General features: G+C 44.0%; 18 protein-coding genes and 1 pseudogene. 10 read left to right on the plus strand and 9 right to left on the minus strand.

Features of this window, described 5'->3' with window-relative positions:
- Positions 1–3: 3 nt before the first annotated feature.
- A complete protein-coding gene (locus tag K8B83_RS20840) occupies positions 4–3,177 on the minus strand; it encodes a TonB-dependent receptor (RefSeq protein WP_188741230.1) in 3,174 nt (1,057 codons plus the stop codon).
- Positions 3,178–3,427: 250 nt separating this feature from the next.
- Between K8B83_RS20840 and K8B83_RS20845 the strand changes: the two genes are divergently transcribed.
- Complete coding sequence (locus K8B83_RS20845) at positions 3,428–4,255, plus strand: S1/P1 nuclease (RefSeq protein ID WP_188741231.1); 828 nt, start codon at positions 3,428–3,430, stop codon at positions 4,253–4,255.
- Positions 4,256–4,343: 88 nt separating this feature from the next.
- On the opposite strand, the gene K8B83_RS20850 is transcribed toward K8B83_RS20845, so the two are convergent.
- The 3 genes from K8B83_RS20850 to zntR all read right to left on the minus strand — a co-directional run bounded on the left by K8B83_RS20850 (position 4,344) and on the right by zntR (position 8,648).
- Positions 4,344–6,356 carry a multiheme c-type cytochrome gene (locus K8B83_RS20850; protein WP_223418784.1) on the minus strand — a complete coding sequence of 671 codons (2,013 nt, stop codon included), beginning with the start codon at positions 6,354–6,356 and terminating at the stop codon, positions 4,344–4,346.
- Between the two features lie 400 nt (positions 6,357–6,756).
- Complete coding sequence (locus K8B83_RS20855) at positions 6,757–8,184, minus strand: SO_0444 family Cu/Zn efflux transporter (protein WP_188741096.1); 1,428 nt, start codon at positions 8,182–8,184, stop codon at positions 6,757–6,759.
- A 2-nt stretch (positions 8,185–8,186) separates the two neighbouring features.
- Positions 8,187–8,648, minus strand: a complete 462-nt coding sequence (zntR, locus tag K8B83_RS20860) for a Zn(2+)-responsive transcriptional regulator (protein ID WP_188741106.1) — start codon at positions 8,646–8,648, stop codon at positions 8,187–8,189.
- Between the two features lie 298 nt (positions 8,649–8,946).
- On the opposite strand from zntR, the gene purH reads away from it, so the two are divergent.
- The 4 genes from purH to nhaC all read left to right on the plus strand — a co-directional run bounded on the left by purH (position 8,947) and on the right by nhaC (position 14,446).
- Positions 8,947–10,536, plus strand: coding sequence for a bifunctional phosphoribosylaminoimidazolecarboxamide formyltransferase/IMP cyclohydrolase (gene purH, locus K8B83_RS20865; protein WP_188741097.1), 1,590 nt, complete (start codon positions 8,947–8,949; stop codon positions 10,534–10,536).
- An 86-nt stretch (positions 10,537–10,622) separates the two neighbouring features.
- Positions 10,623–11,924: a phosphoribosylamine--glycine ligase gene (gene purD, locus K8B83_RS20870; protein WP_188741098.1), complete on the plus strand. Its 1,302-nt coding sequence runs from the start codon at positions 10,623–10,625 to the stop codon at positions 11,922–11,924.
- Between the two features lie 128 nt (positions 11,925–12,052).
- Positions 12,053–12,472: a hypothetical protein gene (locus tag K8B83_RS20875; RefSeq protein WP_188741099.1), complete on the plus strand. Its 420-nt coding sequence runs from the start codon at positions 12,053–12,055 to the stop codon at positions 12,470–12,472.
- A 474-nt stretch (positions 12,473–12,946) separates the two neighbouring features.
- On the plus strand, positions 12,947–14,446 hold the full coding sequence (gene nhaC, locus K8B83_RS20880) for a Na+/H+ antiporter NhaC (RefSeq protein ID WP_188741100.1): 1,500 nt from the start codon (positions 12,947–12,949) through the stop codon (positions 14,444–14,446).
- A gap of 34 nt (positions 14,447–14,480) precedes the next feature.
- Here the strand turns inward: nhaC and K8B83_RS20885 are convergent, their stop codons facing one another.
- Entirely contained in the window at positions 14,481–15,821 is a 1,341-nt protein-coding gene (locus K8B83_RS20885) for an NAD(P)/FAD-dependent oxidoreductase (protein WP_188741101.1), read from the minus strand.
- Between the two features lie 35 nt (positions 15,822–15,856).
- Positions 15,857–16,408, minus strand: coding sequence for a GNAT family N-acetyltransferase (locus K8B83_RS20890; protein ID WP_188741107.1), 552 nt, complete (start codon positions 16,406–16,408; stop codon positions 15,857–15,859).
- 146 nt (positions 16,409–16,554) lie between these two features.
- Between K8B83_RS20890 and K8B83_RS20895 the strand changes: the two genes are divergently transcribed.
- The 5 genes from K8B83_RS20895 to K8B83_RS20915 all read left to right on the plus strand — a co-directional run bounded on the left by K8B83_RS20895 (position 16,555) and on the right by K8B83_RS20915 (position 21,215).
- The gene (locus K8B83_RS20895) at positions 16,555–17,256 is read left to right on the plus strand and encodes a spondin domain-containing protein (protein ID WP_188741102.1); all 702 of its coding nucleotides are present in this window, start codon (positions 16,555–16,557) and stop codon (positions 17,254–17,256) included.
- Positions 17,257–17,267: 11 nt separating this feature from the next.
- A complete protein-coding gene (locus K8B83_RS20900) occupies positions 17,268–17,987 on the plus strand; it encodes a spondin domain-containing protein (RefSeq protein WP_188741103.1) in 720 nt (239 codons plus the stop codon).
- Between the two features lie 83 nt (positions 17,988–18,070).
- Positions 18,071–18,805: a response regulator transcription factor gene (locus K8B83_RS20905; protein WP_188741104.1), complete on the plus strand. Its 735-nt coding sequence runs from the start codon at positions 18,071–18,073 to the stop codon at positions 18,803–18,805.
- Entirely contained in the window at positions 18,805–20,262 is a 1,458-nt protein-coding gene (locus K8B83_RS20910) for a sensor histidine kinase (protein WP_188741105.1), read from the plus strand. The genes K8B83_RS20905 and K8B83_RS20910 overlap by 1 nt, the downstream gene beginning before the upstream one ends.
- 812 nt (positions 20,263–21,074) lie before the next feature.
- Positions 21,075–21,215 (plus strand): type II toxin-antitoxin system Phd/YefM family antitoxin, encoded by a 141-nt coding sequence (locus K8B83_RS20915; RefSeq protein ID WP_223418786.1) that lies wholly within the window; start codon positions 21,075–21,077, stop codon positions 21,213–21,215.
- 4 nt (positions 21,216–21,219) lie between these two features.
- On the opposite strand, the pseudogene K8B83_RS20920 reads toward K8B83_RS20915, so the two are convergent.
- The 3 genes and pseudogenes from K8B83_RS20920 to istA form a co-directional block, all read right to left on the minus strand.
- A pseudogene (locus tag K8B83_RS20920) lies at positions 21,220–22,074 on the minus strand (IS3 family transposase); the annotation flags it as partial.
- Between the two features lie 77 nt (positions 22,075–22,151).
- Positions 22,152–22,910 carry an IS21-like element ISShfr5 family helper ATPase IstB gene (gene istB, locus K8B83_RS20925; RefSeq protein ID WP_011637026.1) on the minus strand — a complete coding sequence of 253 codons (759 nt, stop codon included), beginning with the start codon at positions 22,908–22,910 and terminating at the stop codon, positions 22,152–22,154.
- Between the two features lie 28 nt (positions 22,911–22,938).
- Positions 22,939–24,483: an IS21-like element ISShfr5 family transposase gene (gene istA / locus K8B83_RS20930; protein ID WP_223418788.1), complete on the minus strand. Its 1,545-nt coding sequence runs from the start codon at positions 24,481–24,483 to the stop codon at positions 22,939–22,941.
- Positions 24,484–24,524 lie beyond the last annotated feature (41 nt).

The raw sequence follows: 24,524 nt of genomic DNA on the forward strand, positions 1-24,524 counted from the left end.
TAGTTAGAACTGATACTTAACACCAACTTTTAGCTGCCAAGCTGATTTGTTAATGTCATAGGTATTTTGGTTATCTGTTTCGATACCATCTTGACCGTACGGCACTGAGTAAGTATAAACTCCAGTGGTAGCATTATAAGCATGATCAACTAACGTTGATGTACCATAGCTTTGATATTCAACCACGCCCCAATCATCATTGACTAAATTAAGTACGTTTTTGATATCAAAATATAAGATACCTTTGTGCTCATCACTAAAGCCAGGAAGCTCTTGAGTAAAGCGAAAATCAAGCTGATGCACCCAAGGTTGGTTATCAGTGCCTTTTGGTGCAATACCGCCGGCATATTGGCTCAAACCAATGTCGTCAAGAGCAGCTTTAAGTGCTTCATAAGTTAACCCATCTGCATACTCAACGTTGGCATCATCAGCTCCAGTTGGAATATATGGCAGGTAATATGACGCATTGGCAAAACTGGCTTGGTCGCCTAAGTTTCCGTCTCTATAAGAGCCCAACACCCATGTCATCGGATTGCCTTCACGCGCTTCGTAGAATAAGTTAAAGCTAGAGTTATATCCTGCAACAAACTCTACGTCATAGCCTAAACTAAAGGTAAAACGGTGAGGTGTTTCATAATAGCCAGTGCCCATGGTTGTGCCATTACGGTCATATTGCACTGGAGTATATTGATAGTTTGAGGTCGCGGTAGAAGACGAGCCTTGGTTGCCTTCTTCCACTGAGTTATAAGCATAACCTGCACGCATGCTTAAGCCCATATCCCAATTTTTCGCTAACGATAAACTGAAGGTTTTACTTGAACCATCTTTGTCTGCATTGGTTAACATAATGTCGTAACGATCAGTGTTTCCACCCGCGCCATTATTAGCAAGAGGGTCCCATGTTTCATACACGACACGGCCAGTGTCATCTGTGGTTACTTGACGACGAGCTAAATCAACCCAGGCGAGGTCATTTTCTTTTTTAACATACAAAAACTCAGCGCCAACAAACCAGTCATCACCTAGCGCACCAAAATCCCAGGTGCTATCAAACCCAATACTTGCGCGCCAATCTGACGGCAGTTTAAAGTTAGGATCTATCGCGTTCACATTGCCATCGCCACCCACTAAACCATCTTGTGCTTGTGATGGTACATTAGCAAAATCAGGGGTGCCCCATGCTGCGTCCCAGCCATCGTTATAGCTTAATAAGCTGTTACCATCGTTTGAGAAACTGTTAGAAATCCACACTGTGGGTGAACCACCAGTATAACGCCCTACACCACCGTGTAAGCTGACGTCTTCGGTAAGTTTATAATTAACGCCTACACGCGGTAACCAAATATCTTGGCCATCTAGGGTTTCGTTATTAGCAAAACCATAACGCTCAACAAAATTTTGGTTCAGTGCAGGAGAATCAGACATGCTAATGGTTTCATAACGCATGCCGTAAGTTAGGGTTAGATCAGGGGTGATCGCCCAGGCATCTTCAACAAATAATGCCAAGGTGTCCATATTAAAAGAGGCACCCACATCGTCAGGATTACCCGACATCGCATTAGCATAAAAGAACTGGTCTACGTCGCCATTTTCAAAATCTTCAATGGTATTAAATGACCAGTTACCCATTACGTTTTGAGCAAATAAGTTAAATACTTCAACATTGTTATACTGGGTACCAAAACCGATTTCATGATCGCCTAAGTAGTAATCGCCCACAAAACGCAGTTCAAGATTCTGGTTGTTTAACTCATTGGCTTGACGAGACTTATCGGTACCAAAAATCACATAATCGCTGGCACGGTCATAGGTTTGTACCGACACCATACCAATGCCTAAATCATCAATGGTTTTTGATTTTGAAGTGGTATCTTTATAAGCCAGTTTAATCTCAGTGCTAAAATCATCAGTCCAATCGCTATATAAGTTAGCAGCGTAGGTTTCTAATATTTCTTCTTTATCGTACCAAGTACTTGATAACTTTAAAGACGATGCACTTGAGCTCATGTTATTGGTTAAGTTACCTACCGTTGACTGGTAAGTGAAACTGGCGCGATGCTGGTCGTTAATGTTCCAATCCAGCTTGGCTAAGATTTTTTCATCCTTTTCTTGTGGCGTCGTAGTGTAACCACCAATACTATCAAGGCCATAAACTGTCTGCGCAATTTGCTCAATTAATGCTAATTCATCTGCAGTAACGTCTGAATCATTGGCATAACCTGCACCATTTGGCCCCCATTCTGCAGACTGAGGCGCATCGAAGTTCTCGTAAGAGCCAAAGAAAAATAACTTATCTTCTATTAGCGGGAAGCCAACAGTACCGCCAAACGTGGTTTCTTCAAAATCTTGCTCAATTTTATCACCCGTGTCTTGATTTTTACCGTCACCGGCCAAGCTATCGTTGGTGGTTTCCCAAAAAACTGAACCAGATAAATCGTTAGTACCCGACTTAGTCACAGCATTAATTTGTGCACCGGTAAAACCACCGTTTCTTGCCGTGTATGGCGACACATTTAACGCGACACTTTCTACCGCATCGATAGAAATAGGCGAACGCTGTGTTGGGTAACCATTTGAGTTAAGACCAAAATCATCGTTTTGAGATATACCATCAACCACAAAAGTATTGAAACGTGGGTTCATACCCGCCACGCTCATAGAAACGCCATCAGTACCCACGACTGCCATTGGGTTTTGACGTAGTACATCTTTTAAATCACGACTAATACCTGGCGCATTGGCAATGTCTTGCTCGCCAAAGTCACTATTACTGCCCGCTGTTCGGTAATATCCTGCACTGCCCACAACACCAATACGCTCCATTGCGCTTGCATCTTGTAGAGTACGATTAAAGCGGAATGTCTCGCCCAGTTGCAAGTAAACATCTTCTTCAACGGTGTCAGCAAACTGGTCAGAATCAACTTTAATAATGTAAGGACCACCAACACGCAAACCGCGCGCAGAAAACTGACCATTAGCAGTTACGGGCACTTCGGTAACTGTACCGGTCGGTTGGTGAATAATGGTCACTTTTGCGTCTGAGACAGCATTTCCTGCTGGCCCGGTAATTTGACCACGAATATCAGATGCAGTATCAGCTGCCGATGCGGGTAGTGCGACCCCCATTGCAAAACACGTCGCTAGCGCAAGGCGACTCATTTTATGACTTAGTAACATTTCAAACCCCTGAAAACTTATTATATTTTAATGTTTAACCCAATCCGCTGGGCCTTGTTATTAAATGCAGCAAAAACTGCAGGGGGGATTCTAGGGAGATTATGTTGCATTTTAATGGCAAAATTTATACAAAAAAACAACAACTAACCCACCGATTGGTTACATAAATTTGTCATAAAAATGCTGTATATTCGCGCAAAAACAGGGGTTCATTACAGCCAAGTACCATATTGAAAATTGGGCAACACACATGAAAAAATCAGTATTTGTTAATCAAAGCGCCATGATAATAAGTGGGTTAATACTCTCACTAAGCCTAAGTTCTTCTGCATTTGCCTTTGGCCAATTAGGGCATCGTATTGTTGGTGACTTGGCTCAGCAACACTTAAGCGATAACGCGAAGCAACAGATTGATCAACTAACAAATGGTGAAAGCCTGGCACAAATGTCTACATGGGCTGATGAAATTCGCTCAGACAAAAACTGGGACCACGCCGCGCCATGGCACTATGTTTCTATTGCAGATGACGAAACCTGGACAAGCGTAAAGCGCAATCCTGATGGAGACATCATTGAAGGATTACAGCGATTTGAAAATGTATTAAAAAACCCTCAAGCCAGCCAACAAGACAAATGGCAAGCGCTGGCCTTTTATGTTCATTTTGTTGGCGACATCCATCAGCCTTTGCACGTTGGTCATCATCACGACAAAGGTGGCAATACTGTTAAACTTAAATGGTTTGGCCACGACAGTAACCTGCATACTGTTTGGGACAGCAAAATTATCGAGCAACAGCAATTAAGCTACACCGAATACAGTCACTTTTTAAATCGTATTAGTCATGTTGAACGTCAACAATGGTCAGGGCAGAGTTATTATGATTGGGCACAAGAATCTAAGTCTTTACGTAAAAAAGCCTATGTTCTGGAACAGAATTATCAAGGTGAAGACGACTTACGTTACAACTATGTGTTTATTAATAAACCTATTGTTGAAAAAAGACTCCAACAAGCAGGCATCCGCTTAGCTGAAAAACTGAATGCCATCTTTAATCAATCATGCAACGTAGATAAATAAGCAGTAACGAAATAGAAACGGGGATCAATTGATCCCCGTTTTTTATTATCCGATCATGTTAGCTCAATAAGCTAACTCGGTATTATGATTAACGTTCAAACTTGTGGTATTTCTCAATACCAAATGAACGACCTTCTGCGTGACAAGTAGCACATGACTCACCTGTTGGTTGAGTAAACCAAGTGCCATCATTACCTAGGCCTTTTTCTGCGCTAATTTCACCACCGTTTAACTCCATGTGGTTCAATGCTTGGTCGCCATTATGACAAGCAAAACAGTTTGCAGTTATCGGGCTAGCCATCTTAGTTTGGTCGCCATTATTAAATGCTTTAGCTCGAATGTATTGATTCGGTATTGCATTCAAATCAATACCATCAGCATGACAAGACACACAGTTAATGGCATTTAACGCTGTAGCAGAATTAGCAATGTTATTGCCATCAGCATCTGTTTTCGCGCCAGATAACGAGTTACCAATTCCCCAGTGCATACTGTGTACCATTGGGCCAAAACCAGGGGCTGAGTTTGCAGCACTACGATCTTGTCCATTGTTATGGCAAGCGACGCAATCAACACCACCATTGTTGTATGCACCATTTTTGTGATAGTTGGTTTCGCTATTATGACATGTAGTACAACTATCGTTAGTCACTGCTAAACGGCGTTCATATTTAACAATCTCGCCTGTTGTTTGATCAACCGCATCTGAATAGGCTGTAAATGACATTGACGTTTCACCATCATTTTGTACCCAACCTGTGTAACTTAACGAGATACGGGCAGATGCCATAATACTTGCTTGATCAAAGCCACTTGATGGTGTTGGGAAACAGTGAGTTCTTGAACCATCAGCGTTATCGGTTTTGATTTCATTGCTACCATGACCAGCAAAACGACCAACAATTGATTCATTGTAATAGCCATGCAAATAGGCACCGGCATAAACAATTGGCTTACCAATCACATTGGTTGCACCTGTGGTGTCACCGTCTTTGTTGTATAGCTCACCAATATTCACTTGAGTCTTGGTGCCAGTGCTAATGTCAAATAGTGACATTGTGGTACACCAAATGCCTGCATCATTTTTCTGCGGGGCTGTAGTTTCAGCGGTGTAACTCACGCGCATCGCTTGCAAGGTTTCTAAGCCACTCTTATTTAAGTGGAACTCTCTCGCATCAAACTCACTGCTGTTACTGTTGCTAATGACTTGAGCATAACTAGAACTGCTAGACGTGTTATGACAATCAGCACAACCGTTACCAGCAAGGCTGGTGTTCATTACAGGCTCGGCATGACAGGTATAACAGTTAGCAGGCTCAAAATCTTTTTCAAAATTTTGGTGATTAATGTGTCCAAGCATTTGCATGGTGTTTTTAGCATAACCACCAGTGCTTAATGAGGTACCGTCTGCATCAACATCACGCGGTACGTTGTTATGACACACCATACAACCACCAACAAAATCCACTTCGCCGTCAGTATTTAACGCAACATAGCCAGCATGTTTAAGATCTGATTCTGCATAATCAACGTGGCAGGCATAGCAAGTTTCAGTTGTTGAGGTATGCATCATTTCAGGTTTCGCAATTAGCACATACGGTGATTTAGCAATATCACCACCGCCAACTTGCAAACGAATTAATGCTTCTGTATCGGCTTGCACCCCTGCCATTGGCGCAACTAACTGGTAATTACCATTATCGAGCAAGGTTAGCGAGGCACCTTCTGTTGGCGATGTACCACCCACAGTAGCATTACCGCCCACACTTCCGTCACGGCTACGTTGCATTCCATTTTCGGTTTTGGCTGCAAGGTAAACTGATGCATCTGTTAAGCCTGTAATGGCATAACCAGATTCATCGGTAACATTAAACTCAACAGTGACCACACCGTCTGCAACAATATGATTAATAAATTCAATATTGGTTGCCGTTGAAACACTCACAGTAGGAGCTGTTGCGTCTGCACCAGGTAAACCTGCCGCGCCATCTTGCCCATCTACGCCATCAGCGCCGTCTTTACCATCACTGCCACAGGCTATTACGCCCATGGAAAGTGCTATTAACAGTGCTATTTTGCACATTTTTATTGTTTTCATCATTACTCCAGAGTCGCTTAAACGACTTATCACTTTATAGGTATATTGCAATTGAGATAGTAGATGAAACCCAATAAAAACAAGGAGAGAGATATCACAATAATTGTGCAAAAAAAGTGCAGAGATATGCGGTAATTGTTAAAAAACTGAAGGGCGTCACAAGATGTAAATATTACATAAAAAATTAAGATATTTTTAAGGTTTGCGTATTTCATTAATTTCAAATAAATAACAGATTTTGTATGCGTAATGCACTGCTTATCATATTCTGACGTGCTAGCTTGCTCAGTTAACAATAATTAAAAACAAAAAATTGAGCACAAAAAAACCAGTGTTTTTGTGAACACTGGTTTTCAAAACTCATACCCCATAGCAAACAAGCTATGGGAGGCTGCAACCATCATTAAGAGCAACAACTCTTCTCTTTATTGCCTTTTGGGATCATATCCCACAACACTTTCGCCATTAAGATAGCCAACACAATACCTGACACAGCTACCACACCTTGTGGTAATAAGGCGTGCTCTTCACCAATTTGTGGCATCACTTTAAAGCCAAAAGTGTCGACCAAATAATTCACCAACACGCCAAAAGCTAACGCCACACCGATAACACCGCCTAAATATCCATAAAGCGCACGCTTGCCTAACTCTTTAGTCACAACACCCAGTGTGGCGATATTCGTTGCTGGGCCTGCCATCATAAATACTAATACCGCACCAGGAGACACACCCGCTAACAGTAAACCTGCCGCAATCGGCGTTGAAGCCGTAGCACAGATATACATAGGGATAGACACGAGCACCATCACTAGCATGGCTAAAATGCCGTCACCCCACTTCACTAAAAAGTCGCTTGGTACGTAAGTTTGCACTAGGGCAGCAAAAAATAGTCCGACTAACAACCACAAGGTGGTGTCTTTAACTAAATCCGTTGCAGCATAATGTAAACCAGAGAACACTCTGCTCATTACACTGTTTTGCTTAAGCTCTGTGGCCATATCTTGAGTTGACGTGCAGCAGCTAGTCTCTGCAGTGTTGGCCGCTTCACCTTGGTTTGCTGGCGCTGACTTGGACGCACAACAACTGCTTAGCGCCGCAACTTTTGGCTCAGCTGGGCTACTGCAACAACTGGATTTAACTGCGTCTGGTTTTTTAGGCTCTGCTGCATTAGTGCTACAACATGACTCAGATGATGCAGACTGAGATGGAGCATCCGTTTTACTTGCGCAGCAACTGCTTTGCTTTGGCGCTTGTTCAGCACTCAACACCTTAGCTGAAGCCATAGGGCTTAATACAGATTCGGCTTTAACTGCGGTCATTTTCACCCCAGCGTGCTGCACAGTATCGGCCTTTTTACTTGCACAACAGGACGTCTCAACGTTAGTAGTCGTAGTGTTTTCTGATTGAGGCTTCGCAGCTACAGGTACTCCATCATCGTCATCGCGGCCCACCAATAGCCCAGCCACAATAGCGCTAGTAATAGCTGCAATAGGACGAACTATGGCCATAAACGGGCCCAGTAACACATAAGATACGGTTATCGAATCGACACCGGTTTCAGGCGTTGACACTAAAAATGACGTGGTTGCCGCTTTTGAAGCCCCTGCACGGCGTAAACCAACCGCAGCGGGGATTACCCCACACGAACATAATGGCAAAGGCGCACCTAACAACGCTGCTTTAAATACGGTTTTCACTCCGTGACCGCCGAGCTGTTTATGCATCCAGGCCATAGGCACAAACACTTTTAACAACCCTGCGAGCACCAAGCCTAATAACAACCAAGGCGCAGACTCTAAAAATAAGTGAATAAAATTGGTCAATAACATAGTTAGTCCTTATGACCTAAATGAGAAAAATGATGATGTTCTTGTTTAGCAATAATATGTTTGTCGGATGATTCTAACGCCTCAAGTATTGAGCAATGTTCAGCGCTATCAGGGCCACCACAACAGGTGTTAGATAAACTTTTTAACGACGTTGCAAAGTGTTGTAACTCCGCCAATTTGGCTTCAACCTGCTCTAGCTTAGTGTCAACTAACGCCTTAACATCAGCACAGGCACGGTTAGACTTATCCACTTCAATCGATAATAAATCAGCAATATCATTCAGTGAAAAGCCCACCGCTTTAGCGCGTAAAATAAACTTGAGCCGTTCTGAGTCATCTTGATTGTACAAACGATAGCCCGAGTCTGAACGACTTGACGGTGATAACAAACCATGTTTTTCGTAAAATCGTAATGTGTCGGCTTTAATGTCGTATAAAGCAGAGAGTTCGCCTATTCGATACATGCGTTTACTCATTATCATTGCTTGAATGTTACCTAAGTATAAACCTTGGAGTTTAATCTAAGGTCAAGGGTTGTTTGGCGATTATTTTGACTATCTTTGTTCTTATTTCAATATTGTGAAATCACGCAGAAAAAACACCCAATACATGCGCTTTACGATAAAATACGCCCGCCTGATCATTAAGACAGTCATCTAGTGGTGTTATCGCAACATCATGAGGGACTTTGGTAAAGCAGACTTGAGGCAATTCTGTTTTACGAAAGATCCTTAAAATCAAACTAGTGGACCCTGTACCTACATGAATAATGTCAGACCAATTCGTCGCGCGCTATTAAGCGTATCAGATAAAACTGGAATCCTTGAGTTTGCACAAGCGCTGCATGCACAAGGTGTTGAACTCTTATCAACGGGCGGTACTGCAAAGCTACTTGCAGACAATAATATCCCGGTAATTGAAGTTTCTGACTACACAGGTCACCCAGAAATTATGGATGGTCGTGTTAAAACCCTGCATCCTAAAATTCATGGCGGCATTTTAGCCCGTCGCGGCATTGACGAAGTGGTAATGGAGCAAAACGCCATTAACCCTATCGATTTAGTGGCTGTTAACTTATACCCATTTGCTGAAACTGTGGCAAAACCAGGTTGCACCTTGGCCGATGCGGTTGAGAATATCGACATTGGCGGCCCAACCATGGTGCGCTCAACCGCCAAAAACCACAAAGACACCACCATTGTGGTTAACGCAAAAGACTACGGTCGCGTGATTGCTGAGATGCAAGCCAACAATGGCAGCACTACGCTAGCAACTCGCTTTGACCTTGCCATTGCAGCCTTTGAGCATACCGCGGCTTACGACGGAATGATCGCTAATTATTTCGGTACTATGGTGCCAGCACACAGCAACGATGAGTGCCACGACGATTCAACGTTCCCACGTACGTTTAATTCGCAATTCATTAAAAAGCAAGATTTACGCTACGGTGAAAACAGTCATCAAAAAGCCGCGTTTTATGTTGATACCCAAATTGATGAAGCCTCAGTTGCCAGCGCGATTCAGTTACAAGGCAAAGCTCTGTCTTACAACAATATCGCTGACACTGATGCGGCTCTTGAGTGCGTAAAAGAGTTTGAAGGCCCAGCCTGCGTTATCGTTAAACACGCTAACCCTTGCGGTGTAGCATTAGGCGCTAACTTATTAGAAGCCTATGACCGCGCCTTTAAAACCGACCCAACATCAGCTTTTGGCGGTATTATTGCCTTTAATCAGGAGTTAGATGCACAAACGGCCCAAGCCATTGTTGACCGTCAATTTGTTGAAGTCATCATCGCACCAACGGTTAGCCAAAAAGCACGCGATATTGTGGCTGCTAAAGCCAACGTGCGTTTACTTGAGTGTGGTGAGTGGGCGAGCAAAACCACAACGCTTGATTACAAACGCGTTAATGGTGGTTTGTTAGTACAAGACCGCGACCAGGGCATGGTAAACCTAGACGACGTTAAAGTCGTGTCTAAGCGCCAGCCAACGGCAGATGAATTAAAAGACCTAATGTTCTGCTGGAAAGTAGCTAAGTTTGTTAAATCTAACGCTATTGTGTACGCCAAAGATGGCATGACAATCGGTGTCGGTGCAGGCCAAATGAGTCGCGTTTACTCCGCTAAAATTGCAGGCATTAAAGCGGCTGATGAAGGCCTAGTGGTTGAAAACTCAGTGATGGCGTCTGACGCTTTCTTCCCATTTCGCGACGGTATCGACGCTGCCGCGGCTGCGGGTATTAGCTGTATCATCCAGCCAGGTGGCTCTATTCGCGATGAAGAAATCATTGCCGCCGCAGACGAGCACGGTATGGCCATGGTATTTACTGGCATGCGTCACTTCCGCCACTAAATTCCACTTGAGACAAGCAGCCTTCTTTGGCTGCTTTTTTCGTTTAAAGAATCATATTATTTAATTTATGAAAAGGGTGATTAAAAATGCAGGTACTTATCATTGGTGGCGGCGGTCGTGAACATGCATTAGCTTGGAAAGCAGCTCAGTCGGCAGAAGTCACAAAAGTGTTTGTTGCACCAGGTAATGCAGGAACCTCTTTAGAGCCAAAATTACAAAACGTGGCCATTCAAGTTGAAGCTATCGCTGATTTAGTTAAGTTTGCTCAAGACAACAAGATTGAGATAACAATCGTCGGCCCTGAAGTGCCATTATCATTAGGCGTTGTTGATGCTTTTAATGCTGCTGGTTTACCTATTTTTGGCCCAACAAAAGGCGCAGCACAGCTTGAATCGTCAAAAGCTTTCACTAAAGACTTTTTAGCACGCCACAATATTCCAACGGCTGACTACTCAAACTTCACTGAGATTGCACCGGCTAAAGCTTATATTGCTGAGTTAACAGCTAAAACAGGTTTCCCTGTCGTGATTAAAGCCGATGGATTAGCTGCCGGTAAAGGCGTGATTATCGCTGCCGATCAAGCCCAGGCCGATGCCGCTATTGATGACATGCTTGCCGGTAATAAATTTGGCGATGCGGGTTCTCGCGTGGTTATTGAAGAGTTTTTAAAAGGCGAAGAAGCCAGCTTTATCGTAATGGTTGACGGCAAAAACATTCTTGCCATGGCCACCAGTCAAGACCATAAAGCCCGCGACAATGGCGATTACGGCCCTAACACTGGCGGTATGGGTGCATACTCTCCTGCGCCGGTTGTAACGCAAACGGTACACGACTGGACGATAGCCAATGTTATCCGCCCAACCGTTGATGGTATGGCTGCTGAAGGCAACGTTTACACCGGCTTTTTGTACGCAGGTTTAATGATTGCACCAGATGGCAGCGCTAAAGTACTTGAATACAACTGTCGCTTTGGCGACCCAGAAACGCAGCCCATTATGATGCGTTTACAGTCTGACATTGTTAAGCTTTGTCTTGCTGCAACTCGTGGTGAATTAGATAAAGTCAACGCAGAATTTGACTCTCGTGCAGCGGTAGGTGTGGTGATGGCCGCAGGCGGTTATCCAGATGCCTACAACAAAGGTGATGTGATTGACGGCTTAACCCTTGGTGATGTTAACGGTAAAGTGTTTCATGCTGGCACCGAGATGAAAGACGGCCACGTTGTGACAAATGGCGGCCGCGTTCTGTGTGCTACCGCATTAGGCAACACGGTAACTGAAGCCCAACAAGCTGCTTATGCATTAGTAGATGCCATTCATTGGGATGACGTGTACTTCCGTACCGATATTGCTTATCGCGCCATTGCTCGTGAACAAGCTAAAGCGTAAGCCATAGGTTAGTTGTCAAGTTTAACAACAATCCCTGCAACGGTAACGTCGCAGGGATTGTTTATTTCTATGGCCTTGGCAGTGTTAAAGAGATATGTTTAATAAAAATATTACACTCAGGTAACACTATGAAAAAACACTGTTGGGGTTATATTTTCATGTCTTCTGCGGGTATTCAAACAGCCTATGCCGATGGTCTTTCTTCGCTTCAATCTGAGGCGCTTTCATCATTAGACGCAGGCAGAGTTGATGCGATATTTTCTACCAATACACAATTGGATCTTTCGACATTACCACCCATACTTTATCCACAATCAGACATTAAGCGTCAACTCATTAACGTTATTAGCCCAAACACATTCTCCTGTAACGTGTTTGGCCGTGGAATTCGACCGATAAAAATTGCTTATACAATGACATTTCAACATGCCCAACAAACATGGATACCACTGACAGGAAAAGTGCATTACCAATCCTTCTGGCAAGTGAAAGGTAGCGATGTTGAGTATATTTGGGTGAGTGAGACAATAAATAAAACTGATAAATAGGGCTAGTCGCTTCCCATGATAAGAGGTTATATCATAAGTAAAGGCCGTTTCTGTGAGGGAAAACGATAGGCTGCGAGCAAAAGCCTACAACGCACATGCTAAAGCTGCAAAAGTTAATCGCCTGCCCCATGCCATAAAACTATATAGCCAGTCAATACAAAGACGCTAACCCTGTTGAAAAACGCTGCAATTAACCATCAAATCACACTGGTCCCACCACGGTTATTTATGCGCATTTAAAACCAATAACCGCATAACTAACCAGACTCGGTAACTAACCAAGCAGAGCACCTAGCAACAACACTTAGCAAGGTATATTCAAATCACTTTCATGCGATAACAATATTCGACTTATCAGGTATTTTTATGTCAGGATGAGGCCTGTTACAAATTCGTTACCAAGTTATTAAAATAGCAATAGCCAACTCACACGAATGAGATATTGGTCAAAATAATAATTATAAAGGAAATCGTATGTCTCAAGTCGCGTCTTCAAAACCGTCGCCTTCCAACCATAAGCAACCCACACTACTCGATGCACTGATCCCCGTTTTTGCACTCATTATTATGCTTGGTGCTGCGGTATATCTGTTTTCATCAGACAGCTCATCGGGCGCCAACCAAATTGCATTAGTATTAGCGGCGTGTATTGCGATGGTCATTGGCTTTAAAAATGGCTACAGCTGGAACCAAATGGAACGCGGAATTGTTAAAAGCATTGGTGTTGCCACTGGCGCATTATTAATTTTGTTTAGCGTGGGCTCGCTCATTGGTACCTGGATTTTAGCCGGCACTGTGCCAACAATGATTTACTATGGCATGCAAATTCTTAATCCCGATTACTTTTACACCGCATGTTGTTTATTGTGCGCGGTAGTGGCGTTAAGTATTGGCAGCTCGTGGACTGTTGCCGGTACGCTCGGTATCGCATTAGTGGGTATTTCGTCAGCAATGGGGTTAGATGTGAACATTACTGCTGGTGCTATCATCAGTGGCGCCTATTTTGGCGACAAAATGTCGCCCATGTCTGACACCACAAATCTTGCCCCTGCAGTTGCTGGCACCGATATTTTTAGTCATATTCGCCACATGACCTGGACCACAGTGCCAAGCATTATTATTGCCCTGATTGGCTTTACCTTTTTAGGCTTAACTGCAGACGCCACACCAATTGAAAACCAACTGACTGACACGCTAGCGCTATTAGACAAAACCTACAGCCCCGGGCTGCATTTACTCATCCCATTATTAGTGGTGCTGTATTTGGCTAACCGCAGAATGCCTGCATTTCCTACGGTCATATTAGGCACGTTGGCCGGGGCGGCATGCGCGGCACTATTTCAGTTTGATAACGTTATCGCTTTTGTCCACGACGATACCTTAGTGCCGATCGTGGCGTTAGTTAAAGGCTTATGGATTGCCATGTTTGACGGTTATGTCGCTAACACGGGCGATGCAGTATTAGACAGTTTATTAAGCCGTGGCGGCATGAGCAGCATGGTGACCACAGTGTGGTTAATTTTATGCGCCATGGCATTTGGCGGCGTAATGGAAGTGACTGGCCTGCTAAGTCGTATTTTAGAAAGTATTCTCACCGTAGTCACTGGCACCACCAGCTTAATCATTACCACTATCGGCGTGTGTATTGGCGCGAATATTATTACCGCCGACCAATACATTGCTATTGTTCTGCCAGGGCGAATGCTAAAAGTAGAATACACTCGCCGTAAATTGGCTGCGGTGAATTTAAGCCGTTCGCTTGAAGACTCGGCAACCGTCACCAGCCCGCTAGTGCCATGGAACACCTGTGGTGCGTTTATGGCCAGCACCTTAGGCGTGGCAACCATTACCTACTTGCCATACGCCTTCTTTAACTTGGTATGTCCATTTGTGAGTGCCACTTATGCTTATTTTAATGTCAAAATCGAGCCATTGGACGAAACCAAAATAAGCACTGGCGAAGTCGTCGGTTAATCGACTAAGCAACATACAAGGTAAAAATGGACAGTTAGCCAAAGCGGTCTTTTAACCAACCATAATGATAATAACCCCATTGCCCAAGGCGTCTTGCTTGGGTAAAGGGGAATTTAGGTAGCGCTTGCTGATATAAAGGCAGATTGGGCAAGGTTTCACCTGCAATGCTTTGTGCTAACCGATACGCAGCTTGGCTGCAAAACGACACACCCGCACCGCAATACCCAAGGCTGTATCCTACTCCTTCCTTGCTATACACATGAGGCATATCGTCCATTGCAGCAGCAATCCAACCAGTCCAGTTATAGGCAATCGCTTTGCTCGATAAACTTGGGAAGCACTTATTAAGTGCCATTTTTAATCGCTCACCATATACAGGATTAGCCGCATCTTTCCCCCATACAGCACCTCGGCCACCAAACAATAAACGGTTGTCGGGCAGTAAACGGTAATAGTATTTTAAAATACGCGTGTCCATGGTGACTTGGTAGGTATGCAATCCTGCTTGTGCCAGTTCTTGCGGAGTGAGCGGCTCGGTAACAATCACATTGCTTAATATCGGCAAAAATTTATCGTCAACACGCTGATTAAATCGTTTAGGCGTATAGGCATTGCCCGCCATAATCACCTTATTGGCAATCAACTCACCATTGGCGGTGATTAAACGATGTTTAGCGCCCTCTTCAACCCACTCTAATACACATGATTGCTCAGAAATCGTCACCCCTTGCGCCTGTACCATGTCCTTATAACCGAGCAATAATTTAAGCGGGTTAAGGCCAAAACCATCTTTTAAGCGCAAAGCTCCATAGGCTTGGTGATGATCTAAATATTGCGTTCTAAAATCTCCGCTATTAATAAACTCAGCGCCGCTGTCTTGGCCATCAGCAAGGTGTTGTTGAATATACTGAGCCGCATTTTGCAGTGTAACGAGCGCTTTGGGATTATGGGCCACTTTTAAGTAACCCGCTTCTTGTGGCTCACAGGCAATATTGTGCTGTTTAATTAATCCGTCAACCCTAGCAACAGCTTGGGTAAACTCATCGTAAATACCTTTGGTTGTAGCTAAGTCCCAACGCTTGGTCATGGCGGCATACCCTAAACGGCCCGAGCCTTTTAACACAAAACCAGCATTACGGGCGCTGGCACCAAATCCGACTTGATTGGCCTCCAACACATGACAATCAATATTAAACTCACTTGCCAAATAATACGCAGTTAACAGCCCAGTATAGCCGCCGCCAATAATTGCGACATCGGTATGCTGCCGACCCGACAATGGCGCTGTTGCAGCACCCAATGCCTGTGTCGTCGCCCAATAGCTTGGCGCAAAAGGTTGATTGTTAGGATGAGCGTTAACAAGTGGATCATACATAAAGTTATTCTTCTTATTGTAATGATTAAGCGATACTAGAACGTTAACAGCATTTCACAGGCGACACAGTGGCAGTCGTGATCGCAAATGACGCAAATATACTCTTCACCCATGTAACGCTGATGCCAGCGTTGTGGGTGCTCGGCAATTAACACGCCCCCGGCTTTGGTAAAATAACGTACCGCTGCATTATTAGGGCTTTGTTGCCATAAATGGCTCACTCCCGCTTTAGCGCCTTGGGCAATAACCGCCGCTTTGGATGCTGCTAATAATTGCCCACCAAGGCCTTTACCTCGGGCAGCTTCGGCAATGGTGTTTGACTTGAAATAACACACATCCTCAAATGCAACACCCCACTTGTCTACCGTGCACCATTGGTCTTGCGGCCACTGCCCTGCGGCATAGGTCAACCTAAAACCAATTAGCTGATTGTTTTCAATTGCGACAAAATTGGCATTTATGCCATTTTTAATGCCTTTGTGATAAATCGCCGTTAATTCAGCAAGGTCCATATAACCACTGCCGTGAACCTCTTCGCCTAAAGCAATCACTGCGTCAAAGTCAGCGTGGGTCAATTCTCTAATCATCATATCTACTATTTTTAGTTGTTTAAGCACACTTTATCACACGCCAATATAGCCAGCTACGATGTTAAACTTTTGTGATAATTTGGCAATAACCTGGTGAAACTCCTAGCGCATACTGACTGCAATTAAACAAAAGGAGCTCGGTTATGAAACGTACATTAGTGACTGCAAGCCTTATGGCTGCTGGATTATTTAGCCTTCCAACTTTAGCTGCAGATATTGAAGTTAGCGTGACCAATTTAACCCACGGAAACCACTTTACCCCTCTTTTGATCGCTGCTCACGACGCTGACAGCCATCTGTTTCAAGTAGGTACTGAAGCCTCGGCAGCTTTACAAAAAATGGCTGAGGGTGGCGATATTGCCGATTTAGATGCTGCTGTAACAGGTAATGCTGGCGTCACATCAGCCAACCCCACAATGGGCTTACTAGCCGCAGGCATGAGTGTCAGCGAAGTGATGCTTGATACTGGCGATAACACTCACTTATCGATTGTGGCCATGGTATTGCCAACCAACGATGCCTTTGTAGGGCTAGATGGCTGGGAAATTCCAACAGAAGCGGGCACTTATACTATGTACGTTAATGCGTATGATGCTGGTACCGAAGCCAATGATGAAATCATTAATGGTGGTGGCATGTCTGGAGTACCGGGTATTCCTGCTGCACCTGGCGGCGATGGTGGAGCTAACGGTACAGGCGTAATGGACAGTTCTGATAACAGCAACGTACATACTCACCCTGGCGTACTAGGAGACATGGACCCAGCAGGTGGCATGAGTGACCTAGACAGCCGCGTACACCGCTGGTTGAACCCTGTTGCCAAAGTTGTGGTAACAGTAAAATAAGGAGGTAGCCCATGAAACCCACTGATTTTACATTAAAGCCTAGTTTACTGGCCATGTTGGCAGCGGCCACCTTATTAACTGCGTGTGGCGATGATGACAATGACACCGTTGACGAGACACCACCAGCACCAGTGATGCAAACTTTCACGGTTACCGTCACTAACCTCACCGCAAACCAGCCCATGTCGCCGGTGATTTTAGCCGCTCATGCTAGTGATGCCATGTTGTGGAACGCAGGTGAAATGGCAAGCGAAGCCATAGAGAAAATGGCTGAAGGTGGTGATACCGCTGATATCGCCGCATTAGATGTGCTGACTAGCAGCGTTAACGGTGCAGGCTTATTAATGCCTGGCGCAAGTGAAACCCTCACACTCACATTAGATGAAACAGACGTTGCAAGTATTAGCCTAGCGACCATGCTAGTTAACACTAACGACGCTTTTACCGGCATAAACAGCTACAGCATTGCAGGTATGCAAGTAGACGCCTCAAGCTCAATGAAGTTTATGGCCTATGATGCGGGCACCGAGGCAAACAGTGAAGCCAAAGGCACTCTGCCAGGTCCTGCTGATGGCGGCGAAGGCTTTAACGCCACACGTGATGATGTTGACTTTGTCCATATTCATCCAGGGGTGATGTCAATGTATGACGGCTTAGCAGACTCAGTTCTTGATGCATCGCACCGTTTTGATAATCCAGTAATGGCCGTCACCATCACCAGAACTGAATAAATTTCCACCACACTGAAATTTATTCGCCTCAAGGCTGGTCTAGTTGTTAATGCAACGACTGGATTTGCTTTGAGGAACTCAACATGAATGGAACCATTAAACATAACGGCCATGTATGCCCGCAACATATTTTGCTGGTAGAAGATGAACAAGACCTAGCTAAATTACTTATCCTCAACCTCAAAGCGCTCAACTACCAAGTTGATCACGCCACCACATTAAAGCAAGCCATGCAGATTATTGAACATAAAAAGCTCGATTTAATTTTATTGGATCGCATGCTCCCCGATGGTGACGGCATTATGTTGTGTGAGCAATTACGCCAAGCCGGTAAGGAAGTCCCGCTAATGCTATTAACCGCTAAAGACTCAGAAGCAGATGTGGTATTAGGTCTTGAGGCCGGAGCCGACGATTACCTAGTAAAACCCTTTAGCGTGTTAGAACTGCGCGCACGCGTGAAAGCATTATTAAGACGTGGTAAAGCCCAGCAAGAACAAACCCAACAAATTGAATTTAATAGTGTCACCATTAACTCTAGTACCCGCGAAGTCAAAGCATTCAACAAAGCACTAACCCTCACCGCCCGCGAATTTGACTTACTGCTGTTTTTAGCCAAACACCCACAACAAGTTTTTAGCCGGATGCAATTACTCGAGGCTGTATGGGGTTACAACTACGACGGTTACGAGCACACAGTAAACAGCCATATCAATCGATTACGCAATAAACTATCGCAGTGTTCACCCGAACACGACTTAGTTAAAACAGTGTGGGGCGTAGGTTATAAATTTTCACCACCAGAGGTGCAAACCCACTAATGAATCGCTTATTTAACCGATTATTTCTAGCCGCAACACTGGTTGTATTACTGTTATTTGTTGCCTTATGGCAATGGCTGCAACTTAATCATGAGTTTAGCCGCAACCAAATACAGCAATCACTGCATCGTGAATTGGCCGATCACATGGCTCATATCAATCCGCTGCTGTCTCAAGGTATTACCTCAGACGCCGCACTGAAAGAAGCCTTTCACGATTTTATGCTGCTAGGCCCAAGCTTTGAAATATACACTCTAGACCCTAATGGCAAAGTGATTGCTTATGATGCCAAAGACGAAAAAATTAAAACCCACCGCGTTGATACTCATATAATTAAGCAATTTTTAGCTGGCGAAAACCTGCCAGTGCTTGGCAGCGATCCTCGCAGTGAAGACACCCAAAAGATTTTTTCTGTTAGTAAACTTGTAACACCAGAAGGTCTGCACAGCGGTTATTTGTATGTGATTATTGGAGGAGAAGATTACGACAGCTGGCAAGCACTGATCAACGCCGAAAACCAACCTAAAATTTGGGGCGCAACCATAGGTTTCTGGATCATTTTTGCCTTAGTGCTGTTTGTAATTTTATTGCGCTACTTTACTCGGCCGATCCAAAAATTAGCCCAAGACTTAACAGAGTTAAAAGATAAGCCTATGTCAGACAATCTAATGCTGCCGCAGCGCTATCGAGGCAGTTTAGAGATAAGCCAACTGAGTCATCATATTAATCACCTACTGCAAGAAATTCAGCTGCAACAACAGCAAGTTAAGCGCCAACAACAAGCTAAGCATGACTTTTTATTGCATCTGTCTCATGACCTAAAAACGCCACTTACCGCGCTATTAGGCTATATCGATACCTGGCTTATTTTACCCGAAGATGAGCGCGACGAAGCCTTAATTCAATATGCTGCCAACTCAGGCCAAACCTTACAGCAATTGCTCGCCCAGTTATTAGAACTCGCCGCATTAGAAAACGGCCAAATCGATGCACAATTACAGCAGGTAAACTTAACTGAATTACTCAGCGACATTGAACAAACCTTTACTCCGCGGGCTAAAAAGCTGGGAGTACAGCTTGATTTTGACATCAATCATGCTGAACAAATCTATACCGACCCCACATTAATGCGCCGCATACTCAACAACTTAGTCGACAACGCCCTGCGCTACACACCCGCTGGCGGCAAAATTCAAATTATCAACACACAACACAATGGCCAACAATGGTTAACCGTGCGCGACACTGGCGCTGGCATGCACAAACATGAAGTTGATGCCCTCAAACAATTGTCGATGACCACATTGTCATTTGAACCCAACCAAAGCTTGCCACAACTTGGCGTCGGACTCGCCATTGTCAGGCAATTATTAGGCTTATTAAAATGCAGAATTGAAATCGACAGCCAACCAGGGGTGGGCAGTGAATTTAAGATAGAGCTGGTGACGCAGAGTTAATCTCATTTTTGAATCGCAAATAATCAGCGATTTCATCGTATCTTCAATTGGTACTGACTCAGTTTTGTTTATCATTAAGCTTCAAAGTAAACAAAATCAATTATATCTAAACAGAAGAATTAGAACTAACTCCTAACAAAAATTTGAGTTACTGTGAGTTAACAATATGGCCTACGGCCACTAACGTCGTGACGCTTCGCCCACACCCGATTTATCAAACTTCGTTTGAATTTAGATCGCAAGGTTCCACCCTGCACGGGCCAAAAGGGGATCAACAGCAATCCCCTCTTGGATCACCCTGCCGTTCCGGCAACATTTTCGCTATTTAACCAAACAACAGCAGCGAAAAAATTGCGACGGAAATAGATCCAGCATTTAACTTCGCTTTGGTATTCTTCGGTCTTATTCGAAAATGCTAACGCTTCCGATGGTACATCCTGTACCGCGAAAGCTAGCCTGACGTCCTGTCAGGCTCACGCTATTTTCTTCAACGGCCTCAAGTTCAGAGTTGAATTTATCCATTTTAACGTCAATCTACCAACACGTTTAAGCCCCAAAATGAGTTTACATCAGCAATTCGTCCAACGCAGCACTAACCTCATTGCAATACTTTTTCTCAGCTGTCGGAAAGGTATGGGTTCCGTCAGCGAGAACCTTTTAGTTAGCCAATGCTTGTACTTTTATGGCGCTGATCCATTTCTGTATTGGTTCTGGATATAATACCTGCCAATCTTGAAAATGAATATATCGTTCGATTTGACTGTTTTGTTCGATTGTATTAATGTGTATTTAATCAAGATGAGGGTCTTTAGATGCTTACACTAAATGCAAATGAAGCAAAAACCAATTTCGGTAAGATGCTTTTAAAAGTTCAATCGGAACCTATTGAAATTAAAAAGAACGGCAATCCTGTCGCAGTTATTGCGGCGTTTTTCAAGGTAGTTGTCGCCTAAGCTGTTAAGCTGCTTCTTTTTTGTTCTCTGGGTTTAACTCCACCTCACCGATTTCATCCCAGTTTCTGGTGCCATTTGACCAGCGGTTAGGGTTAATTTTTTGCGCTTTTTTGTATAACTCACGGCGTTTTGCCAATATCGCTTTATCTTCACCATGATGACGTTGTGCGGGTATCACGAATTTGATACGACTATGTCTGTGCTCATTGTTGTACCAATTCGCGAAGTCTTTCACCCAAGTTCTTGCATCTTCAAGGCTTTTAAAGCCTTCACTTGGCCAGCGGTGGCTGTATTTGACCGTGCGAAACAGTGATTCCGAGTACGGATTATCATTGCTGACACCTGGACGACTACGAGAGCCTATTACTCCCATTTCAAGCATCTTGGACTGCATCGTTAAGCATTTCATCGGACTGCCGTTATCTGAGTGCAATACCACGTTTTGTTTAACGCATTTCTCAGCCCAGAGAGTTCGCTCAAGCAACTTTGCAGCATAGTCACCTGATTCACTATCATGAACTTCCCAACCCACAATTTTACGACTGAAAATGTCGATTATCATGTAAAGGTAGAAAAACCGTCCAATCACTGTTGAAGGACAGTAGCTGATATCCCAGGTCCACACTTGATTTGGTCCTGTCGCTGTGTACCCCCTAGGCTTAGCTCGGCTACCTTTAGGTTTTTCTTTTCCTCGATGAGTGAGTTGGTTGTTGGCCTTCAGCACACGATAAAAGCTTGATTCAGAAGCGATATATTGCCCATTATCTGCCAGCATTGGTACTATCTGGCTTGGCCCTAAATTAGCGTATTCTTCTTGATTACTGATAGCTAATATGGCTTGCTGTTCTTCCTGCGTAATACCATGATGCCGATCGGTCAATACCATTCAAGCCGATCACTTTTTTGTTCGCCAGTAGACCTCCGTAAAATCTAGCTTCAGTGATCGGCTTCAGTCAAGGTATTTAGTTTTTTTCGCATCGATTCGCCTTTTAATTCCAACTTTATTGCTCCGTGAACAAGTCGATCTAGAATCGCATCAGCATGTGTCGATTCTCCTATCATTTCATACCAATTTTCGATCGGTAATTGACTGGCAATTAATGTCGATTTTGTATCATATCTTGCATCAATTAATTCCAATAAATCACTACGTTGTTGAGCCGTTAATGGCTCTAATCCCCAATCATCTAAGATCAGTAAATTAGCAGAGCTAAGCTTATTGATCAGTTTTCGATAACTACCATCGGCTTGCGCTAAGAACATCTTTTCTAATAGCTCCTTGAGCCTAAAATAATAAACGCTACTCCCTTGTTGGCAGTGGTTTTGACCAAGAGCGCAAGCGAGGTAAGTTTTTCCACACCCCGTTGCTCCCGTAATCAAAATATTTTGGTGAAGGCGAAGCCATTCACCTTGTGCTAATGAACGGATCTGAGTTTTATCGAGTTGTCGTGCTGCGCCATAGTTGAGTTGAGCAAGCGTGCCGCCAACTCTGAACTTTGCTTGTCGAGTTAGGCGGTCAATTTTACGCTGGTCACGCTGCGTTATTTCATGCTCAAGCAATAAACTTAGCCGCTCTTCGAAGCTTTGTTCTACGTATAGATTAGGTTGTTCAAGTTGCTGTAATAGCGCATCACGTATGCCGCTTAGCTTTAAGTTACTTAACTGGTTATTGACTTGTTGATTGATATTTTTCATAAGATTTCCTTTGATTGGTTAGTTTTTATTAATGGTAATAGTTATTGCCGCGGATATTTTTATGATCAATATCTTGTAGCGAATCACCCTGAGCTTGTGGCAAGGGTTGCTTATCCAAGCCTTTTTCTAAGATGGTTTTCACTTGTTTTACGCGAGTAACACCTGTGGCTAATGCGCGATGACAGGCGGCTTCAAGACGTTGGTCTGTAAACTTCTTACCTAGGCTTAATAACCCCATACAAGCACGGTAGCTTTGCTCTGGATGCTTTTTAGCTTGCATCAATTGCATAACAAACTGCTCGGTTGATTTACCAAACTGACTTGCCCAGCGCTCAAATCGCTGCGGTGTCCATTGCTGTTGTTTTTGGTGAGCGATAGGCATATGTAGCTCAAGTGTTGTATGCGCACCTTCTCGGTATGATCTGGGGTGAACAGCGACTCGTATGCCTTGATGGTAGAGTGTCACCAATTTTCCTGAGGCATGTGCTTCAAGTTTTTGCTTGATCAAGGTATGTGGCACTGAGTAATAGTGCTTTTCAATCTCAATATGATAATCAATATGTACGCTCACTTGTTTCACTAAGGTGTAGCTGTAAGGCAGCATGGGCAATGGTTTTAACGCTGGTTTATCAATGGCTTCAAATTGACTTAATCGTGAGCCAGGATGTTTTTTCATTTGTCGCTGATTTAAATCGATGAGTAATTCTTGAATCTTTAGATTTAATTGACGCAAGCTAAAGAAGGTTTCATTACGAAGACGTGCCATGATCCAACGTTCAACAATTTGTACACCCACTTCAGCCTTGGCTTTATCCTTTGGTTTATAGGGTCTTGCAGGCACAATGACGGTATCGTAATGCGTCGCTAGTTGTTGGTAGGTTGGGTTTAAGTCAGGCTCATATCGGCAGGGTTTGGTGACGGCACTTTTAAGGTTGTCAGGAATGATCTGCTCAGGAACACCACCAAGAAACTCAAAACAACGGGCATGACTCATCACCCAATCTTCAAGTTTCTGGCTGTAAGTCGCTTCGGCATAGGTATAATTTGATGCCCCCATGACCGCGACGAACACTTGTGCAGTACGGCATTCGCCTGTACTTCTATCAACAATACTCATGGTTGGGCCACAGTAATCCACAAACAGTTTTTCACCAGCTTTATGGTTTTGTCGCATCGAGGGTTTTTGGCATTTAAGCCATGCCTTGTACTGACGGCAGAAGTGAGTGTAACTGTAAAAACCTTCCGCGTGCCGCTCTTTGTATTCTTCCCAAAGCAGCAACAACGTCATGGTTTTAGGCCGAAGCTCTTGTTGAACTAACGACCAGTCAGGAATGGTAAAGCCTTTTAAACGAGGCTTTGTTTTGAAAAACGCTTGTTGTAGAGCGTTATCATCCCACTTCTCATCAAGCGGCCAGCAAGTAATGTCTAGCTCTGCTGATTTACAGGCATATTTAGACACGATTGAGGGTGAAACAGATAAGCTTTTTGCTATCTGACGATGACTGAGTTTACAGCCGTATTTTAGTCTTAAAATTTCTTTGAGTTTACGCATTGAAATAGGTGCCGTTGGCATGGTCATTCTCATCATCAAAAATGAAAAGAATAACGGTTAAA

Source organism: Shewanella inventionis (assembly GCF_019931735.1).
Classification (GTDB): Bacteria; Pseudomonadota; Gammaproteobacteria; order Enterobacterales; family Shewanellaceae; genus Shewanella; species Shewanella inventionis.

Bases quoted from the DNA above. Each gene is read 5' to 3' on its own strand.
- K8B83_RS20840 (WP_188741230.1), bottom strand. From the start codon at position 3,177: ATGTTACTAAGTCATAAAATGAGTCGCCTTGCGCTAGCGACGTGTTTT.
- K8B83_RS20845 (WP_188741231.1), top strand. From the start codon at position 3,428: ATGAAAAAATCAGTATTTGTTAATCAAAGCGCCATGATAATAAGTGGG.
- K8B83_RS20850 (WP_223418784.1), bottom strand. From the start codon at position 6,356: ATGATGAAAACAATAAAAATGTGCAAAATAGCACTGTTAATAGCACTT.
- K8B83_RS20855 (WP_188741096.1), bottom strand. From the start codon at position 8,184: ATGTTATTGACCAATTTTATTCACTTATTTTTAGAGTCTGCGCCTTGG.
- zntR (WP_188741106.1), bottom strand. From the start codon at position 8,648: ATGTATCGAATAGGCGAACTCTCTGCTTTATACGACATTAAAGCCGAC.
- purH (WP_188741097.1), top strand. From the start codon at position 8,947: ATGAATAATGTCAGACCAATTCGTCGCGCGCTATTAAGCGTATCAGAT.
- purD (WP_188741098.1), top strand. From the start codon at position 10,623: ATGCAGGTACTTATCATTGGTGGCGGCGGTCGTGAACATGCATTAGCT.
- K8B83_RS20875 (WP_188741099.1), top strand. From the start codon at position 12,053: ATGAAAAAACACTGTTGGGGTTATATTTTCATGTCTTCTGCGGGTATT.
- nhaC (WP_188741100.1), top strand. From the start codon at position 12,947: ATGTCTCAAGTCGCGTCTTCAAAACCGTCGCCTTCCAACCATAAGCAA.
- K8B83_RS20885 (WP_188741101.1), bottom strand. From the start codon at position 15,821: ATGTATGATCCACTTGTTAACGCTCATCCTAACAATCAACCTTTTGCG.
- K8B83_RS20890 (WP_188741107.1), bottom strand. From the start codon at position 16,408: ATGATTAGAGAATTGACCCACGCTGACTTTGACGCAGTGATTGCTTTA.
- K8B83_RS20895 (WP_188741102.1), top strand. From the start codon at position 16,555: ATGAAACGTACATTAGTGACTGCAAGCCTTATGGCTGCTGGATTATTT.
- K8B83_RS20900 (WP_188741103.1), top strand. From the start codon at position 17,268: ATGAAACCCACTGATTTTACATTAAAGCCTAGTTTACTGGCCATGTTG.
- K8B83_RS20905 (WP_188741104.1), top strand. From the start codon at position 18,071: ATGAATGGAACCATTAAACATAACGGCCATGTATGCCCGCAACATATT.
- K8B83_RS20910 (WP_188741105.1), top strand. From the start codon at position 18,805: ATGAATCGCTTATTTAACCGATTATTTCTAGCCGCAACACTGGTTGTA.
- K8B83_RS20915 (WP_223418786.1), top strand. From the start codon at position 21,075: ATGCTTACACTAAATGCAAATGAAGCAAAAACCAATTTCGGTAAGATG.
- istB (WP_011637026.1), bottom strand. From the start codon at position 22,910: ATGAAAAATATCAATCAACAAGTCAATAACCAGTTAAGTAACTTAAAG.
- istA (WP_223418788.1), bottom strand. From the start codon at position 24,483: ATGCCAACGGCACCTATTTCAATGCGTAAACTCAAAGAAATTTTAAGA.